Origin of the sequence: Saccharopolyspora sp. CA-218241, assembly GCF_050954615.1 — a bacterium.
GTDB lineage: Bacteria > Actinomycetota > Actinomycetes > Mycobacteriales > Pseudonocardiaceae > Saccharopolyspora > Saccharopolyspora cebuensis.
On record NZ_CP191860.1, the window covers coordinates 3,917,145 to 3,932,764 of the forward strand.

16 protein-coding genes and 2 pseudogenes are annotated in these 15,620 nt (G+C 67.0%); 7 read left to right on the forward strand and 11 right to left on the reverse strand.

Features of this window, described 5'->3' with window-relative positions; all coding sequences use genetic code 11:
* Window positions 1-32: 32 nt before the first annotated feature.
* From ACQP0T_RS18620 to ACQP0T_RS18635, 4 genes are all read right to left on the reverse strand, one after another.
* Window positions 33-647: a hypothetical protein gene (locus ACQP0T_RS18620; protein ID WP_433869245.1), complete on the reverse strand. Its 615-nt coding sequence runs from the start codon at window positions 645-647 to the stop codon at window positions 33-35.
* A gap of 183 nt (window positions 648-830) precedes the next feature.
* A complete protein-coding gene (locus ACQP0T_RS18625) occupies window positions 831-1,583 on the reverse strand; it encodes a MerR family transcriptional regulator (protein WP_433869246.1) in 753 nt (250 codons plus the stop codon).
* On the reverse strand, window positions 1,570-2,790 hold the full coding sequence (locus ACQP0T_RS18630; protein WP_433869247.1) for an MFS transporter: 1,221 nt from the start codon (window positions 2,788-2,790) through the stop codon (window positions 1,570-1,572). Before ACQP0T_RS18630 ends, ACQP0T_RS18625 begins: the two co-directional genes overlap by 14 nt.
* 118 nt (window positions 2,791-2,908) lie before the next feature.
* Window positions 2,909-3,634 carry a MerR family transcriptional regulator gene (locus ACQP0T_RS18635; RefSeq protein ID WP_433869248.1) on the reverse strand — a complete coding sequence of 242 codons (726 nt, stop codon included), beginning with the start codon at window positions 3,632-3,634 and terminating at the stop codon, window positions 2,909-2,911.
* A gap of 36 nt (window positions 3,635-3,670) precedes the next feature.
* Here ACQP0T_RS18635 and ACQP0T_RS18640 point away from each other — a divergent pair, with 36 nt between their 5' ends.
* Window positions 3,671-3,877, forward strand: a complete 207-nt coding sequence (locus ACQP0T_RS18640) for a hypothetical protein (RefSeq protein ID WP_433869249.1) — start codon at window positions 3,671-3,673, stop codon at window positions 3,875-3,877.
* A 567-nt stretch (window positions 3,878-4,444) separates the two neighbouring features.
* On the opposite strand, the gene ACQP0T_RS18645 is transcribed toward ACQP0T_RS18640, so the two are convergent.
* The 4 genes from ACQP0T_RS18645 to ACQP0T_RS18660 all read right to left on the reverse strand — a co-directional run bounded on the left by ACQP0T_RS18645 (window position 4,445) and on the right by ACQP0T_RS18660 (window position 9,229).
* Window positions 4,445-5,269, reverse strand: coding sequence for a lysostaphin resistance A-like protein (locus tag ACQP0T_RS18645; RefSeq protein WP_433869250.1), 825 nt, complete (start codon window positions 5,267-5,269; stop codon window positions 4,445-4,447).
* Between the two features lie 244 nt (window positions 5,270-5,513).
* Window positions 5,514-6,419 carry a CPBP family intramembrane glutamic endopeptidase gene (locus ACQP0T_RS18650; RefSeq protein ID WP_433869251.1) on the reverse strand — a complete coding sequence of 302 codons (906 nt, stop codon included), beginning with the start codon at window positions 6,417-6,419 and terminating at the stop codon, window positions 5,514-5,516.
* A 71-nt stretch (window positions 6,420-6,490) separates the two neighbouring features.
* The gene (locus ACQP0T_RS18655) at window positions 6,491-6,823 is read right to left on the reverse strand and encodes a DUF3887 domain-containing protein (RefSeq protein WP_433869252.1); all 333 of its coding nucleotides are present in this window, start codon (window positions 6,821-6,823) and stop codon (window positions 6,491-6,493) included.
* Window positions 6,824-7,333: 510 nt separating this feature from the next.
* Window positions 7,334-9,229 carry a S9 family peptidase gene (locus ACQP0T_RS18660; RefSeq protein ID WP_433869253.1) on the reverse strand — a complete coding sequence of 632 codons (1,896 nt, stop codon included), beginning with the start codon at window positions 9,227-9,229 and terminating at the stop codon, window positions 7,334-7,336.
* A 133-nt stretch (window positions 9,230-9,362) separates the two neighbouring features.
* Here ACQP0T_RS18660 and ACQP0T_RS18665 point away from each other — a divergent pair, with 133 nt between their 5' ends.
* Entirely contained in the window at window positions 9,363-10,103 is a 741-nt protein-coding gene (locus ACQP0T_RS18665) for a MerR family transcriptional regulator (protein ID WP_433869254.1), read from the forward strand.
* A 200-nt stretch (window positions 10,104-10,303) separates the two neighbouring features.
* Window positions 10,304-10,468: pseudogene (locus ACQP0T_RS18670) on the forward strand (HIT family protein); the annotation flags it as partial.
* A gap of 126 nt (window positions 10,469-10,594) precedes the next feature.
* Here the strand turns inward: ACQP0T_RS18670 and ACQP0T_RS18675 are convergent.
* Complete coding sequence (locus ACQP0T_RS18675; RefSeq protein ID WP_433873885.1) at window positions 10,595-10,837, reverse strand: hypothetical protein; 243 nt, start codon at window positions 10,835-10,837, stop codon at window positions 10,595-10,597.
* A gap of 385 nt (window positions 10,838-11,222) precedes the next feature.
* The gene (locus tag ACQP0T_RS18680) at window positions 11,223-11,624 is read right to left on the reverse strand and encodes a MerR family transcriptional regulator (protein ID WP_433869255.1); all 402 of its coding nucleotides are present in this window, start codon (window positions 11,622-11,624) and stop codon (window positions 11,223-11,225) included.
* A gap of 67 nt (window positions 11,625-11,691) precedes the next feature.
* On the opposite strand from ACQP0T_RS18680, the gene ACQP0T_RS18685 reads away from it, so the two are divergent.
* A complete protein-coding gene (locus ACQP0T_RS18685; protein WP_433869256.1) occupies window positions 11,692-12,408 on the forward strand; it encodes an SDR family oxidoreductase in 717 nt (238 codons plus the stop codon).
* 58 nt (window positions 12,409-12,466) lie between these two features.
* Here ACQP0T_RS18685 and ACQP0T_RS18690 read toward each other — a convergent pair.
* Window positions 12,467-13,308, reverse strand: a pseudogene (locus ACQP0T_RS18690) (IS5 family transposase); the annotation flags it as partial.
* Between the two features lie 197 nt (window positions 13,309-13,505).
* Between ACQP0T_RS18690 and ACQP0T_RS18695 the strand changes: the two are divergent.
* From ACQP0T_RS18695 to ACQP0T_RS18705, 3 genes are read left to right on the forward strand one after another with little or no spacing between them, the layout of a single operon-like run.
* Window positions 13,506-14,426: a putative T7SS-secreted protein gene (locus tag ACQP0T_RS18695; protein WP_433869257.1), complete on the forward strand. Its 921-nt coding sequence runs from the start codon at window positions 13,506-13,508 to the stop codon at window positions 14,424-14,426.
* Window positions 14,423-14,644, forward strand: a complete 222-nt coding sequence (locus tag ACQP0T_RS18700) for a hypothetical protein (RefSeq protein ID WP_433869258.1) — start codon at window positions 14,423-14,425, stop codon at window positions 14,642-14,644. Before ACQP0T_RS18695 ends, ACQP0T_RS18700 begins: the two co-directional genes overlap by 4 nt.
* 10 nt (window positions 14,645-14,654) lie before the next feature.
* Window positions 14,655-15,110 carry a hypothetical protein gene (locus ACQP0T_RS18705; RefSeq protein WP_433869259.1) on the forward strand — a complete coding sequence of 152 codons (456 nt, stop codon included), beginning with the start codon at window positions 14,655-14,657 and terminating at the stop codon, window positions 15,108-15,110.
* Window positions 15,111-15,620 lie beyond the last annotated feature (510 nt).

Below are 15,620 nucleotides of genomic sequence, written 5' to 3' on the forward strand. Positions count from 1 at the left end.
GACCGTACGGCTACACCCTGGCGCGGTGTCGGTCAGTGCGCGAGCCAGGATGTGGTGGCCTCGATGAAGGCGACCACCAGGAGCACCGCGATGATCGCCGGGTAGAGGCGGAGGGTGTCCCTCACCCCGGCGAGATACCCGCCCGCCCGGGACGAGCCGTGTTGCCGCCGGTCGTCGAAGGTCGACCTCCCGTGGATGATGGCGCCGAGCATCGCCAGGACGTACGCCTGAAACTCGATCACCAGCACCGGCGCGAAGACCAGGAAGGTGATCACCTCGGACAGCGTGGTGGGGGCGGTAGGTAGTCCGATGAAGACCGCGCGCCCGAGCGTCGTGAGGACGCCGACGTAGGGGATGCACAGCGAAGGGAGCGTCGTCGTCGCCAACGAGGCGAAAAGGAGATTGCCGAGGAACGTCAGGGCAGCGGCCTGCACGATGCTGCCGCGGGTGTACGCCTCGAGGACCGCCGCCGCCCCAGGAGAGCTCAGAAAGGCTTCGGTGGCTCCGAGGCCGGCATCGCGGATGCCGGGGACGTAGACGGCAGCGATCATCGTCATGACGAGCGTGCTGTAGACGACGAGGTTCGTGATCAGGTAGGTCTTCCAGTTCTCACGCAGAACGGTCCGGACGTTGTCGATCATGCGCATGGGGGTGCCTCCTTGGCGTGGTGGCGGGGAGGTGGGGCGATCCGTGCCATGGGGCGAGTCCAGACGATGACGTCGCGTCGGGGTCAAGTCGGGGCCGAGCAGAGGCCGTCGCCGGACTCTCCGGCAGGAGCGTCGGAATTTGGCACGGGCATCGGATCGTCATCGCTGCTTGCCGGCGCACGATCACCCCGTCGGCGGCTCAGGATGCTTCTCCACCAGGCGTCGCTGGAGCGCCTGCACGGCGCGGTGCTGGATCGGTCGTAGCTCCCTGGCGCTCAGCTCGTCGAGGAGGTCCGAAGCGACGGGAGGGAGGCGCCCCGGGCCCTCCGCCCTTGCCACGAGCGGGTAGATCTGCTGGGCCCATTCCTCCGCCAGCGCCTCCACTTCGTGGTCCGGGGTGTCGGCATCGAGGGTGTAGTAGCGCTGGGCCATGGTGGCGAGGGCTGACCGTGCATCGTTCGGTACATCGAGCAGAGCGGCCAGGTCTCTCGCTCCCACCTCCCCGAGCAGGTGTGCGATGAGGATGAGCTGTTCACGCTCGAAGCGGACCATCTCCTCCGGCATGTCCGGACCTGGATCCGAGTGCACTGCGGAGAGCTCGAGGGGCATGTCGGGTGCGGCACCGGTGCGGCGCAGCACCTCGATGCTGGCGCGACGAGCGCTGAGCCGCTCGATCTCGGTGGCGGCTTGCCGATCCAGCTCTTCGAGCAGTTCCTCCGCCGCCGATGGGGCCTCCAGCAGCTCGGGCAGAGCCGACAGGGGGATTCCCAGCGCCGTCAGTCGCGTGATCCGCAGGACGCGCACGAGATGGCCCACGTCGTATGTCCGGTAGTCTCCAGAAGTCCGCGGCGGCTCGGGCAGCAGACCGATCTGGTGGTAGTGGCGCAGCGTGCGCACGGTGACCCCGGCGAGTTCGGCGAGTTCACTGCTGCGCATCGGCCATCTCCTTCGGCTCCAGATCGCGCAGGGCGCGCGTCCCGATCACGACGACCAGCACCACGACCCACACGGCTGTCACGCCGGTCCCGGCCAGCAGCGGTGAGCCGAACTCGGCGAGCACACCTGCCAGCGCGATCCCTGCCGGCGCAGCGACCGTGAGCAGCGCCGTCTTGACGCTGAGCACCCGGCCGAGGAGCCTCGCCGGGGTGTGCTGGACCTGCAGGACCCCGGTGACCGCACCGACGGAAGCATTCCCGATCCCGAGCACTGCTGCTCCGGCGAACACTACCGCCGGGGAATAGAGCGAGGCCATCAGGACGAACCCCACAGTGGTGGCAGCGAAGCCCGCCCAGAGCCACGCCCGCGCGGGCCATCGGGCGCCGACGCCGCCGTAGATCGTGGCACCCACCAGCATGCCCGCGGCCAGAGCGGTGAGGACGAGGCCCAGCAACTCGGGACGGGCGATGTCGTCGAAGTACACGGGCATCACGAGCCCCTGCAACCCACCGAGGGCGACGGCCAGGCCCAGCACCAGAACGGTTGTGGCCAGCAGGAACGGGCTCCTGCCCACGACCAGCAGACCGTCGAGGAGCTCCCTGCCCAGCGGTCGTCGAACGGCCACACCGGCATCGACCTCCCCAAGCCGCCGCGGCAGTAGCCGGGTCAGCACCGCCGCGAGAGCGGAGGTCGCCGCCGTGATCCACAGAACGGTCATGGCATCGACGGCGGCCAGCAGCACGCCGGCCGCCGCAGGGCCGATCACGAGGGCGACGGAGGTCAGGGTCTGCCGTACTCCCACCACGCGCTCAAGATCGAGGCCGGTGTGCCGCGCCACCATCGGAGCGAGCACCTCCCGGGCCGTCATGCCCGGCACATCGCCGAATGCGCCGAGGATGCCGAGCACAATGAACCAGACCAGGTCGAGCCCCCACACCACATCGACGAGCGGCAGCGCCGCGATCGCCACGGCGGAGATGACGTCGGAGACAACCGAGGCCGTGCGTCGGTTGATCCGGTCGATGATCACCCCGCTGAGGAGACCGACCACCACTGACGGGACCGCGGTCGCGGTCGCCAGCGCGGACATGCCCAGCGCGCTTCCCGTGGTCTGCAGAACGATCAGAGGTAGCGCCACCGAGGCGATGCCGTTGCCGAGCAGGCTCAGCAGATGGGAGGCGTAGTAGGTGAGAGCGACGGGAGACATGCCCTCAGGCAAGACCGTGACGTCGCGTCGGGGTCAAGCGCGACGAGGATCACCGGTGACCACCACGCGACGGTGGGAAACGTGCGGCGGCGCTGTCGATCACCAGTGGCACGTGCGTTCACTCCTCGTCAGTGCTCGCGGGGTGGCGGGCAGGAAGGTACGACTGGCGGAGTGCTTCTACCTGCGCCGGATTGTAGAGCTCGGTGACCGCTCGATTGAGGTCTCGCAGCGAATCTCCGGTGCGAGCACTGAGCGGAGGGGTCCGCAAGCCCGGATGCTCTGCGTAGATCGCCTCGAGCAAGGGCACCAGGCGCGCGGCGACGTCGCGAATCTCGTCGGGGCCCGCGTTGGCAGGGAGCACGTCGAACTCCTTGTCTGCGCCCTGGCGGTCGGCAACGATCTCTCTCATGTCTCGTACGCCTTGAGCGTGGAAGAGCTGGGAGCTGATCATGATCATCGCCCGGTCGGCGGGGGTGAGGTCGTCTGCGACCTCCGCGAAGCCAGCGGGGGTGTCAAGTGTGGTTCGGTGCAGGGTGAGCTTGGCGATCTCAGCGCGCAACTGCTGCTGGTGGGAGATCGATTCGGCGAGTTGGGCGTCAAGCTGGTGCAACGTCTCGGCGAATGCTTCGTCGGAGTGCTCTAGCTCGGCGATCTGGGCGAGCCCCATCCCTAGGTGACGCAACCGTGCGATCTGCAGGACGCGAACGAGATGAGCTGTGCCGTACTGCTTATAGCCGTTCCCGGCGCGTTCCGGCTCGTCAAGCAGCCCGATCTGGTGGTAGTGGCGGACGGTTTTGACGGTGGTCCCCCCGAGCTGGGCGAGGCGCCGGGTGCTCCAGGCCATCAGTGCTCGGGGACATCGGTCGAGGTGCAGCGGCGCATGACCTCTATCGCCTTCCACGCCATGAACAACGTGTTCGCCATGACGATCGGATCGCACTTCGCCTACGGCGGAGGTATCAGTCAGGACCGGTCAGTAGGCGCCGCCGGACCGTACATGCTGCTGTCTCTCCTCGCCCAGGCAGTCGCCGTCCTCCTGGTGTGGAGGATCGAGAGACGGCGAACAACTGCAGCGATGGAGAACTGACACACAGTCGATCGGTCGCGTCTGTTCCGGGAGTCAGGTTCTGCCTCTGGCGGTTGCTCGGCTACGGAACGCGGTGGAGTTCCGGTTTTCGAACTGGAACCTCTTGGCACATCGCCGACGAGTCTCAAGGAAGTCAGGGGTGTGCCGGCGAAGAGTGTTGCCGTCGCGACCGCGCAGCGCGTCAGGGATGAGCGAACGTGCCTCTGTGTCGTCGCGACCTCGTCGCCGGCGACGGTGCAGTACCGGAGGAACACCTCGCGTCCGCCCACAAGGCCATCGTGCACGTCTGACAGGTCGGCGAGAAATCTGACACGCGCTGGTCAGGTAAGTGAGAACTGGCCAAGTTGGGCGAGAACCTACAGGTGTGCTGAAGATTCTGGTACCGGTCCGGAGCTCGCCACATCCTGGTCGAGCCGGCCTCCGTTCTCCGACGCGACGCGTTTGACCACGAGCGGCTCGCCGCGGGGGATCAATCGGTCGCGGTACGGCGCGAGCATCTGCTCGGCACGGGCAAAATCGGTGTCGGTCTGGGGCGTGTACTCGGACGAGTGGTCCGTGAGTGGCCTTTCAGCGAGAGCCTGCTGGCGCTACGGCGGTCAAAGCCCGCTGGCGATGTTCGTACCACCAGACAGCCCCCACCGCCGCCAGCATGAAGGGCACCGGGATCAGCAGGTGCGGTCCGCCGGGCACGGCGGCGCGGTCGAGGACCAGGGCACCGCCGCCGGCGAACAACACGTTCAGGACCAACGTCAGCCCATTGTTGAGCACGTGCAGCGCGATCGAGGCCTCCAGCCCGCGGCTGATCACCGCCATCGTGGCGAAGCAGAGCCCCAGGAACGTGTAGTAGGCGAGCTGCCACCGATCGGTGGGGGCGTGGGCGATCGCGAACACGGGACTCGAGGCCAGCACCCCGACCACCAGCGCGGGGACGACGGGACGGACCCAGGACGCGAGCGCCGGCATGATCGCGCCCCGGAACATGAGCTCCTCGGCCAGTGCCTGCAGCGGGGTGGTCAGCAGCACGACCGCGAGCATGGTGACGGTGGTGCCGGTGACGGCGAACGTGGTCCACGTGGTCGACTCCGGCGCCAGCACCGCGAGGGCGGCGTTGGCTCCGGCGATGACGACCAGGGTGATACCGAGGTAGCGGAGCAACCGCCGCCCGTCGAAGCGCCGCGGAAAGCTCAGCACGCTGCGCCAGGGCACCTTCGCGAACCAGGAGATGAAGGGCACCGCCAGCAGGCCGGCGATGCTCACGCCCAGGTTCGCTGCCAGCAGGCGCAGCGGCGTCAGGGTGGTAAGCGCCCCCTGGTCGTCTTCGATCACCGCCGCGACCTGGGACAGCCCGAGCTGGCACAGGATCATCGCGATCAGGAGCACGACGACGACCACGGGTGGCTTCCACCAGCTCATTCGCAGGTGCGCTCCGAAGGGCCGGGCACTCTGGTCGAGGGACTCCGAGTCGCGCAGCGGTCGGGTCTCGACCTCCTGGTGCGATCGGGAGGAGCGGTCGGATCGTCGTGGACGGGGCACAATCATGGAGGCCCTCTCTGTCAGCGCTCCGCCTGACGGGCGTGTCGTGGGCTGAGCGCGCGTCGGTGTCACACCGGTCGGTGCGATGCGGAACAACTGCGAATCAATTGCCGGCCCTGTCGAGCTGCGTTGCCGTCCCGGTCGGCGGGCAGCCTCGTGGTGTGAACTGTCCGGTGGCGACGAGAACCACGACGAGTGCGAACGGTACGATCCACCCGCTCCACCCGAGGATTGTCGCCTGCGTCGTGTCTATGTGCTCTCCTGCCATCGCGAAGAGAAGGTAGCTCCCTCCCGCGCCGTTGAACGCGGCGTGAGCGAGGGCGGCAGGCCATACTGATCCGGACCGAAGCCTCAGCCAGCTGAAGACGGCACCAACGAGGATGCACATGATGACCATCGCCGTCAGGCCGAGCCAGCCGGGCGCACTTGGGTAGTTGTATCCCAGGAGAATCAAGGGTGCATGCCAAAGGCCCCAGATGACGCCCGAGATCAGTAACGCCGGGAGGGTACCGAGCGGCAGCAGTTTCGGGAGCAACCACCCTCTCCATCCGAGTTCTTCGCCCAGGGCAGGGATGAAATTGATGAGGGCCGCCGCGGGAATCGTGATGAGTTGGATCGCGATGAGCACGCCGATCGGTATGGGAAGCTCGGCGCCTGCGCCTTGCTCGTCGAGTGTCTGCTGAAACGCGGAGAAGTTCACGAAGTCAGCGGGATAGACCCCCAGTAGGGCGCCGACCGGGAGTGCGACCAGCACCAGGGCGATAGAAACCACGATTCCCAGCGCCGAGTAGCCGACCAGTCTCCGGACCGGTTTCACCGGCCAGATCCCCAGTGCCGCTGCCTTGTGCTGCGGCGACTCCACGAAGAACACGACGACGAGCGCTGCTATCGCGGGAGTCATCATCATGGCGATGGCCGCGACCGGGAACCACGGGGTGGCGAGCCCGTTACCGATCCAGAGGGGAAGTGCGACGAGCCATGCGAGGGTGAATGAGAAAGCGACGAACACACCGATAGACCGCAGATCGCCGTCATCCGTACGGGGTCGTTGTGCGGGTCGGGGCGCTCCAGAGCCGGGCGTCACGATGCCTTCCTTTCCATGATGTGCAGGCCGGCGATAGTTCGGTCGTCGCGGAATGCAATCCGTGCGGTGTAGTCGCCGGCTTCCAGCCACAGCGCCGTGTTCGTGACCGTCACATCACCAGCTCGGAGGACCTCCGGCTCTCCATGGCTCTCGAGAGCTCCCGACATGGCGACGACCTGTGTCCAGGCGGCCGCGAGGGCATCCTCCGATAGGCCATCGCGCATAGCCGGATCGAATTGCTCGGCGATGCGGGGCCACTGCCCCGAGGCCAGGTCGTCGATGACGGCAACGGCTAGCTGTGCCGCCTCAGGAAGCGGGGGAGACGTCATGGGCTCTCCTGTTCGTGGATCTGTCGGTCTGCCGTAGCGCTGGAACGCTGCCTGCCGGCTCACGCCTAGGGCGTCGCCGATCACTTGCCACGTGGCGCCCTCGTGGCGGGCCTGCCCCACGACTGCACGCACTACGTCATCGGCTGCCGCTTGGATGCTCACTGCGCGCCCTATCGACTCCGCCCAGTCGTCAGTGCTTGTCAGGACGCGAGCCGCCAGGAGTGCGTCCGTGTGAGCCTTCAGAGCCTGAACTGCAGATGTCACTGACGATTGCATTTGTCAAGTGTAGGTTGACACGCGGCTGAAGCGCAAGGTGCGAGCACGTACTGGGTCGGCGGTCGACTCAGCACGGCAGTCATCGATGGGATCCACGAGACAGACCTCCGGCCGTCGGCACGACGATGACATTTTTCGATGGGGTATACCCAGCGCGACGGATGTGTCGCGAAAGTGCACTTCTGCGCCGTATTGGGAACCGTTAACGACGGGCCCGCACGTGGGGATTCCGGCTCAGGTCAGGTGTTGGGCGAAATGCGCGGCGATCGCGCGCTGCAGGCGGATCTCGTTCTCGGGATTGCCGAAGCCGTGGCCTTCGTCGTCGGCCAGCAGGTATTCGACTGGGATCCCGCGATCGCGCATCGAGGTGACGATCCGGTCCGACTCCTCGCGCCGCACCCTGGCGTCGTTCGCGCCGTGCGCGATCAACAGTGGAGTAGTGATCGCATCGACCCTGCTGATCGGGGAACGGGCGAGCATGTCCGCCTCCTGCGCGGGGTTGTCCGGGTCGCCGACGTAGGCGAGCCAGTTGCTGGCGATGTACGGGCGACTCACGGGCGGAAGACTGCGCAGGAAGCTCGACAGGTCCGCGATACCGACGAGATCCACGGCCGCGGAGAAGCGTTCCGGGGTGAAGGCCGCACCGACGAGGGCGGCGTACCCGCCGTAGGAGCCGCCGATGATCCCCACCCGATCCGGGTCGGCGATGCCGCGGTCGACGGCCCAGTCCACCGCGTCCAGGATGTCTGTATGCATGGCGCCGGCGAACTCGCCACGCGCGGCGAGAGTGTGGCGCCTGCCGCAGCCGGTGGAGCCGCGGAAGTTCACCTGCAGCACTGCGTGCCCGCGGTCGGCCAGAAATTGGGCCTGTGCGCTGAAGCCCCAGCTGTCGTGCGCCCACGGTCCGCCGTGCACCACGAGCGCCAGCGGCAGCTTCCTGGCGGTGACGCCGACGGGAAGGGTGAGGTAGGAGTGCAGCGCCAACCCGTCCCGGGCGAGGATCCGGACCGGTTCCATGGGTGCGAGATGCGCGGGGTCCAGATGCGGATACGACCGGAACAGGCGGCGGCTGCGACCGGTGGCGTGGTCGTACAGCCAGGCCTCCGGTTCGCGGTCGTGGAGAAAGGTGGCGACCCAGCGCGTCCCAGAGGTGTCCGAGCTCAGGGAGCCGAGCACACCGTCCGAGAGCGCGCTCAGCGCCGTGTGCACCGCGGCGAATCCCGGGTCGACCACTTCGATGTGGGGGCGGTGCCCCGTGAAGCGTGCGGCAAGGATCTCCCCCGTCGCCCGATCGATGAACAGGGTGGGTGGCAGCACGCCGGGGGCCAGCATGCCCATGATGTCCAGACTCCGCCCCGGGACGGCGGCCAGCACGGTCACCTCCGCGGTCTCCCGGTCGATACGTACCAGCTGCAGGTCATCGTCCTCGAGATAGAGGCTGAGGACGAGGCCCATGCCATCGGGCGTGGAGCGCTGCACCTCGACCCCCATGGGCTGCTCGGCCCCGCCGGCGCGCAGCAGAGGGCGTTGCTGCCCAGTGACAGCGTCGATCGCGGAGAACTCGGTACTCCCGTCCTCGGTGACCCTCGAGACGAATGCCGGTTCGCCATCGCGGTCCAGCAGCAGGTCCACCCCGGCCTCGGCCTGCTCGTGCAGCAGAGAGATCTCGCCGGTGCTCACGTCGACCAGGAACATGTCCAGGCGCGTGGGCCGCTGGTTCATCGTGGCCAGCACCGTCCCGGGCCGGGAGGGCATCGGCTCTGCAAAGAACACCCGCGATCCTGGCTCCAAAGGGGTCAGGTCGTACGGCGGCGCCTCAGGATGCTCGAGGTCCACCCGGAACAGGTGCCAATCCTCGTTCCCATCAGTGTCCTGGAGGTAGAGCAGCCAGCGAGGATCGTCGCACCAGAAGAAGGTGAGGATTCCTCGTCGGGAGTCGTGGGTGACACAGCGGGCCTCCTCATGTTCCTGACCGATCCCCCGCACCCAGACGTTCCTCCGCCCACCTGCCGGCGCCAGATAAGCGAGTGTGGTGCCGTCGGGGGAGATCACGGGGTGGGAGAAAGTCGGGTCGCAGAACAGGTCCTCGGCCTCGAATCGGTGGGAAACGGACGCGGCACGCACGGTCATAGGCTCCTTCAGCGGAATGCGATCGGTGCCCTCAGCTGAAACGATGCCCTGGGGGCACAGTCAAGGACCGACTTCCCATCCCCCGTCCCAGCGGGAAAGATGGCCGCATGCCCGACCTGCTGAGCGACCTCTGATGGCCTGGAGCACGCGTCGGCTCGCCGACCTCGCGGGCACCACCGTCAAGACTGTCAGGCACTATCACGCGATCGGACTCCTCGAAGAGCCCGCCCGGGCCGGGAACGGCTACAAGCAGTACGGCACGCCCCATCTCGTGCGGTTGCTGCAGATCGGACGCCTGCGAGAGCTGGGCATGCCGTTGTCGAGCATCGCGGAGCTCGAAGAAACCAGTGAGGCCTTCACACGGACGCTCCGCGCCCTCGATTCCCAGCTCGCCGCCTCCATCACCCACCAGCAGCAGTTGCGGGTCGCGATCGCTGACCTCCTGCGCCATCGCACCGATCCCGACGTCCCCGCAGGGTTCGCCGACCTCGCAGACGATCTCACACCTGCCGACCGCGCGATGGTCATGATCAGCGCCCAGTTCTACGACGAGCAGGGCCGCCAGGACATGCGGGCCATCGTTGAGCACCACCGGGAGGCCGACGATGCCTTCGACGAGCTCGCCTCGGACGCCACCGCCGACGAGATCCGAGCAGTCGCCGCACGTTTGGCTCCAGTGCTCCGAACGATCCACGAGCAGTACCCGGGCACGCGGACCCCGCCGCTGGGCATCGTCAGTCGCACCGCGTTAGAGGACCTCGCCCAGGCGGTCACCGACCTCTACAACTCCGCCCAGGTAGAGGCGCTGCGCCAGGCGCACCAGCTGGCGCTCGAAGGTCCCACGGACTCCGCCCGGGACGCCGAGGGACAGTAGATCTCCAGCACGGTTGCGCGGGCATCCACGAAACGGATCCTGCCGAAACCATCGTGACCGGACAGCGAACCGAGCGTATCGACGGCCTACCGGATTAGGGATCCTCAACTCCGCCGAGCCAGCCATCAACCCGGCTTGACGAACATAGAAGGATCCCTAGCTCTCCCGCGACGACGCGGCCTCCCGCAATCCATCGGTTGATGACCACCGACGGCTGTGTCTTCTGCCTGATCGCCGCACAGGAGCTCGATGCCTCCGTCGTGTTCGAGTCGGCGACTGTCCTGGCGTTCATGGACGTGGACCCGGTCACGGCAGGTCACGTACTGGTCGTGCCCAAGGCTCATCTGCCGAAGCTGGCAGATCTGGAGGAGGAACTCGAACCGCGAAGGCCGGCTGGCTGGATCCGGCGTGCGCGTCGGGAGATGTCGCGGCGAGCAGGGCGGGGAGCTGAGCGCTCTCGACCGTACGGCTACACCCTGGCGCGGTGTCGGTCAGTGCGCGAGCCAGGATGTGGTGGCCTCGATGAAGGCGACCACCAGGAGCACCGCGATGATCGCCGGGTAGAGGCGGAGGGTGTCCCTCACCCCGGCGAGATACCCGCCCGCCCGGGACGAGCCGTGTTGCCGCCGGTCGTCGAAGGTCGACCTCCCGTGGATGATGGCGCCGAGCATCGCCAGGACGTACGCCTGAAACTCGATCACCAGCACCGGCGCGAAGACCAGGAAGGTGATCACCTCGGACAGCGTGGTGGGGGCGGTATCGTCATCGCTGCTTGCCGGCGCACGATCACCCCGTCGGCGGCTCAGGATGCTTCTCCACCAGGCGTCGCTGGAGCGCCTGCACGGCGCGGTGCTGGATCGGTCGTAGCTCCCTGGCGCTCAGCTCGTCGAGGAGGTCCGAAGCGACGGGAGGGAGGCGCCCCGGGCCCTCCGCCCTTGCCACGAGCGGGTAGATCTGCTGGGCCGTACATGCTGCTGTCGGTCCTCGCTCAAGTAGTCGCCGTCCTCCTGGTGTGGATGATCGAAAAGCGGCGAGCAACGGCGTCGACGGGGGGGTGAAGTCTACGAACTCTCCTGAGGGCGGTACCGGAGACGCCCGCTGTGGCTAGGACGTGTCTCCTCAGCCAGCGGCGTCGACGTGCGGTCCGTCGCTGGCCGCCGCCATAGTGTCGATGAGAGCGTCGATCCTGGCGGCCGCTATTGTCAACTGCTCGAGCCGGCGCGCGATGGACTCCCGCTGTCCGCGAACCTCCTCAAGCATGCCGGTGCTGACGCGCCCGGTCGACTCGCAGCGAAGCAGCAGCACGATGGAACTGCTGGGCAAGCCGGCTGAGTAGAGGCACTGGATCAGCCGTACACGGTCCGGCGCGTCCGTGGCGTAGACACGTTGCCCCGCTGGCGTGCGGTCGGCTGCGAGCAGTCGCTGCTCCTCGTAGTAGCGCAGCGACCTGATGCTCACACCCGTGGCACGGGAGAGCTCTCCGATCCTCATACCCGACCCCTTCAGCCGCTTGCCCCTCACACCAATGTTAGGTCCTAGCGTCGGTGAAGCCCGTCGACGGCGAGGCGAACCGACGAGAGGATGCTCGATGAGAGTCAATGGACAAACCGCTTTCGTGACCGGCGCGAACCGAGGTATCGGTCGCGCATTCGTCTCAGGGCTCCTGGCGCGAGGGGCGGACAAGGTCTATGCCGGCGTGCGCGATCCGCTGTCGATCGATGCCGAGTTGAGCGACGACCCGCGCGTGGAGGTCGTGCGCCTGGATGTCACCGACCGCAATGAGATCACCAGCGCATCGGATGTAGCCGGTGACACCACCATCTTGGTCAACAACGCCGGCGCCGTGGTATTCGAGTCGCTGCTTACCGGGTCCCTCGAGACGGCGCGTCGGCTGTTCGACACGAACGTGTTCGGACCGTGGGAACTCACCCGGGCCTTTGCACCCGCGCTCCGCGCGTGGCGAGGCGCCGTCGTTAACGTGCTCTCAGCCATCGCATGGTTCTCGCCGCCGCAGAACGGCGCCTATGGGGCGACGAAGTCGGCCGCATGGAGCCTGTCCAACGGCCTCCGGTCAGAGCTCGCGCCGGCTGGCGTCCTGGTGCAGAACCTGCACTTCGGCGCTGTCGACACGGACTTTTCCGCCGGGTTCGACATCCCGAAAATCTCACCGGAAGACGTCGTGCGCGCGTCGCTCGACGGACTGGAGGCGGGCACGGCCGAGGTGCTCGTCGACCCCGAGAGTCGGGCCGCGAAGGCTGCACTGTCGGGCGAGCCCAATGGCTACGTCCGGGCCATGGTGGGCTAGGGCCCGTCTCTAGAGCAGGTGGTTGAGCCATTGGACGATGGCTCGGAGGACGGCTCCGGGCACGGTAGGTCAGGCCGAGCTTGTCGTAGCGGGTGGCCAGGCCCCGCCACTGCTTCACGTCGCTGTAGCCGCGCTCGATGACGTTGCGACCCCGGTAGGCCTCCACATCGAGACCGACGGGACGACCACCGCGAGGACCGCGATTTCGGCGGTGCTGCTGCTGATCGCGGGGCTCGGGAATCACCGTCTTGATCCCACGCCGCCGCAGAGCCTGCCGGGTGGCACGGGAGGAATAGGCCTTGTCGCCACGCAGCATCACCGGTCTCGTACGCGGTCGGCCAGGTCCTTGCCGCGCGACGGAGAGGCCATCGAGCAGCGGGGCAAGCATCGGCGAATCCCCGCCCTGCCCGGGACCGCACAGAATCACCAGAGGCAGGCCGTGACCGTCGACGAGCTGATGAATCTTCGTCGACAGCCCGCCACGGGAGTGCCCTAGCGCATGGTCAGCAGGCTCCTCGCGCAGATTCTTGTGATTCCACAGCGCCCCCCTGTGATGCGCTGGAGGTTGGTGCCGTGCTGGTGAGCCCGGCAGATCGTCGAGTCGACCGCGACCGACCAGTCCAGGTCCCCATTCGCGTCGGCGCGGACCAGGAGGGCGTCGAGGATGCGGTCCCAGGTCCCGTCCGCGGACCAGGCGCGGTGTCGTTTCCAGACTGTCTGCCACGGCCCGAAGTCGGTGGGGAGGTCCCGCCAGGCGATCCCGCACCGATAGCGGTAGATGATTCCCTCGACCACCTGGCGATGATCCCGCCTCGGCCTTCCTGACCAGGGGCGTTGAGCTGAGAGTGGGGGCTCGATCGTCTCCCAGTGGGCGTCGGACAGCATGCTTCGTCGGCTCATCCATCCACCATCGCGACCCGAACCTGCACGAGCTTAGGAGACACGCCCTAGCCGAGCGGCTCAGCGACACGGCGGACGACTACCTGCGAACCGATCTCAGCATCGCAGACCAGCTCAGCGGGAATTGACGCGATCGTGGCACCGGAACTCGGAGAAACGACCAACCCGCGGCTGCTCGTCCCCGTACTACCGACCTGGTGCGACGCAGTGCCGAAACGCTGACGAGCGTGGGCAATGCACTGTTCCAAGCCGGTGAAGGACTGCGCGAGCTGGATGCCGGCGGCTGGCACGGCCCTGCCACCGACGCCTTCCACGACTACTTCGATGGCGAACCGGCACGTTGGCTGACCAGTGGCGATGCATTCCACCACGCGGCCGAGGCACTGGTGAGCTACGCCGAGGTCTTCGACTGGGCGCAACGCGAAGCCGAACACGCCGCTGTGGTGTGGGAGCACGGGCGCCGGATTTCCGAACAAGCACTCGCCCGGTACCAGGCCGACGCGGCGCGGGCTGAAGCACAAGCACAACGTGAAGGCGCCCCGACACCGGACCTTCCGTTCACCGACCCTGGCCAACAGTTACGCGAAGCCGCCCACCAGCAACTCGACCGAGCACGACAGCAACTGCAGGAAGCCGGCAACCGCGCTCAGGCCGCCGTCGCCGGAGCGCGCGACCAAGCGCCCACCGCTCCCACGCTCGTTGAGCAAGCAGCGACCTTCGTCGGTGAGATCGGTGGAGGTATCGGCGCCGCAGCCACCGAAGCAGCAAGCTTCATCGGCACGATCTCCCCTCATCATCTAATCACCGACCCAGCCCAGTACGGCCAGGACATGGCGGACCTCGCGAGCGGGATCAAAGCCGCCGCCACGCATCCCGTCAGCTTCACCAAGCCGCTGTGGACTGGGACACCTGGGCCCGAAATCCCGGGCGTGCACTGGGTAAGCTCACTTTTGACGGAGCGGTCACCGCCGGAACCGTCGGCGCCGGAGCGGCCATCCGCGCAGCGCGCGCGGGCAGAGCAGCCGAGCAGACAGCACAACCGAGCGACGGGCCACCCGCCTCCAGCGCGACTTCAGGACGAGATCTGGCGATCGCACTGGCCAAGGAAAGCCAGATGACCGAGAAGGGCATCGCCATCGCCGGGCACGGCACCAAGACCGCCTTGCGCGATGCACCCCGCCTCGCCGCCGAACACGGCGGTACTCCTGAGGAATGGGTAAAAAAATCAAGCACCAGCTACACCGACAATGAAGGACGCACCTTCGAAACGCACTGGTACGAGCACGGCCCGACCGGCAACCGCGTAGAATTCAAGCACAAATTCCCCAGCGAGTGAGGACCAGGACGTGGACACCAGCAGGCTGCTGCTCGCCGCCGCCCGCTACAGGCTGGACATGACCAGCGCCGACGAGGTGATCAACGCCGCGGTCGACCTCATCAGCACACCACACCCGCCCGAGCCCCTCGTCGCGATCTCCACGCTGTCTCCCGTCGAGACGCGCCACGAAGACCTCCAACCGCTAATCGACGAAGCCCTCACCGCACTCAACGCTGGCCCTTTCGACGCCAAGAGCGCCGCGACAACCGTGGCTCACAGCATCGCCCGCGACATCACCTCAGGCAACGTCGAGCCCTACGAGGACGCACGGAAGCTCTGGCGCCTGGCCCGCGCCATCCCCGCAGTGGAACCGCTCCTGACCAAGTTCGTCCACCTCGCCAGTGAGTGGGAGGACGTGCCAGGCCAACGCCCCGACATCGAGGCCGACATCAAAAACGAAGCCACCGCACTCATACAACGCTGATCAAACGCACGGCCACACGTGCGGCGAATACCGCACTTCCGAATCCACTCGCAGAACAGTGAAGGCATCCCACTGCCCTTCCTTTTTACGTCATTGTATGACGGCGCGGTGTCGAAGACGGTCCGACATCCTGGCGACTTTGAGAACGCCAAGCCAGGAAATGGTCTTGTAGTCCTTTAACAGGGCGATGCAGGTCAGTGGCCGCCCTCCTTATCCGTACCTTTTGTTGCAACCCCTCGGTGGGGCAGCGGTGCGGACGAGCTGGGCGAGTCCGGCAAGGCCGGCGCTCAGCGCGTTGCCTCCCCTTGTAGGCGGTGCGGACCGGCGCCGACGTTGGACTTGTACATCCGGGGCCGCTCGTTGCGGCCGCTCGTAGGAGCTGGTGCGGAAGTGGAACATCGGCAACCTGACTGCGGTCATTCGTACGTTGCGACCCCTCGTAGGGACGGTGCCGACGCGGCCAGGAGTGGTCGACGCCGAGCACGGAGTTGTTGCGACCCCTCGTAGGGA

Excerpts from the sequence above, each read along its gene's own strand:
- ACQP0T_RS18620 (WP_433869245.1), bottom strand. The coding sequence starts at position 647 with ATGCGCATGATCGACAACGTCCGGACCGTTCTGCGTGAGAACTGGAAG.
- ACQP0T_RS18625 (WP_433869246.1), bottom strand. The coding sequence starts at position 1,583 with ATGCGCAGCAGTGAACTCGCCGAACTCGCCGGGGTCACCGTGCGCACG.
- ACQP0T_RS18630 (WP_433869247.1), bottom strand. The coding sequence starts at position 2,790 with ATGTCTCCCGTCGCTCTCACCTACTACGCCTCCCATCTGCTGAGCCTG.
- ACQP0T_RS18635 (WP_433869248.1), bottom strand. The coding sequence starts at position 3,634 with ATGGCCTGGAGCACCCGGCGCCTCGCCCAGCTCGGGGGGACCACCGTC.
- ACQP0T_RS18640 (WP_433869249.1), top strand. The coding sequence starts at position 3,671 with ATGACCTCTATCGCCTTCCACGCCATGAACAACGTGTTCGCCATGACG.
- ACQP0T_RS18655 (WP_433869252.1), bottom strand. The coding sequence starts at position 6,823 with ATGACGTCTCCCCCGCTTCCTGAGGCGGCACAGCTAGCCGTTGCCGTC.
- ACQP0T_RS18660 (WP_433869253.1), bottom strand. The coding sequence starts at position 9,229 with ATGACCGTGCGTGCCGCGTCCGTTTCCCACCGATTCGAGGCCGAGGAC.
- ACQP0T_RS18665 (WP_433869254.1), top strand. The coding sequence starts at position 9,363 with ATGGCCTGGAGCACGCGTCGGCTCGCCGACCTCGCGGGCACCACCGTC.
- ACQP0T_RS18685 (WP_433869256.1), top strand. The coding sequence starts at position 11,692 with ATGAGAGTCAATGGACAAACCGCTTTCGTGACCGGCGCGAACCGAGGT.
- ACQP0T_RS18700 (WP_433869258.1), top strand. The coding sequence starts at position 14,423 with ATGACCGAGAAGGGCATCGCCATCGCCGGGCACGGCACCAAGACCGCC.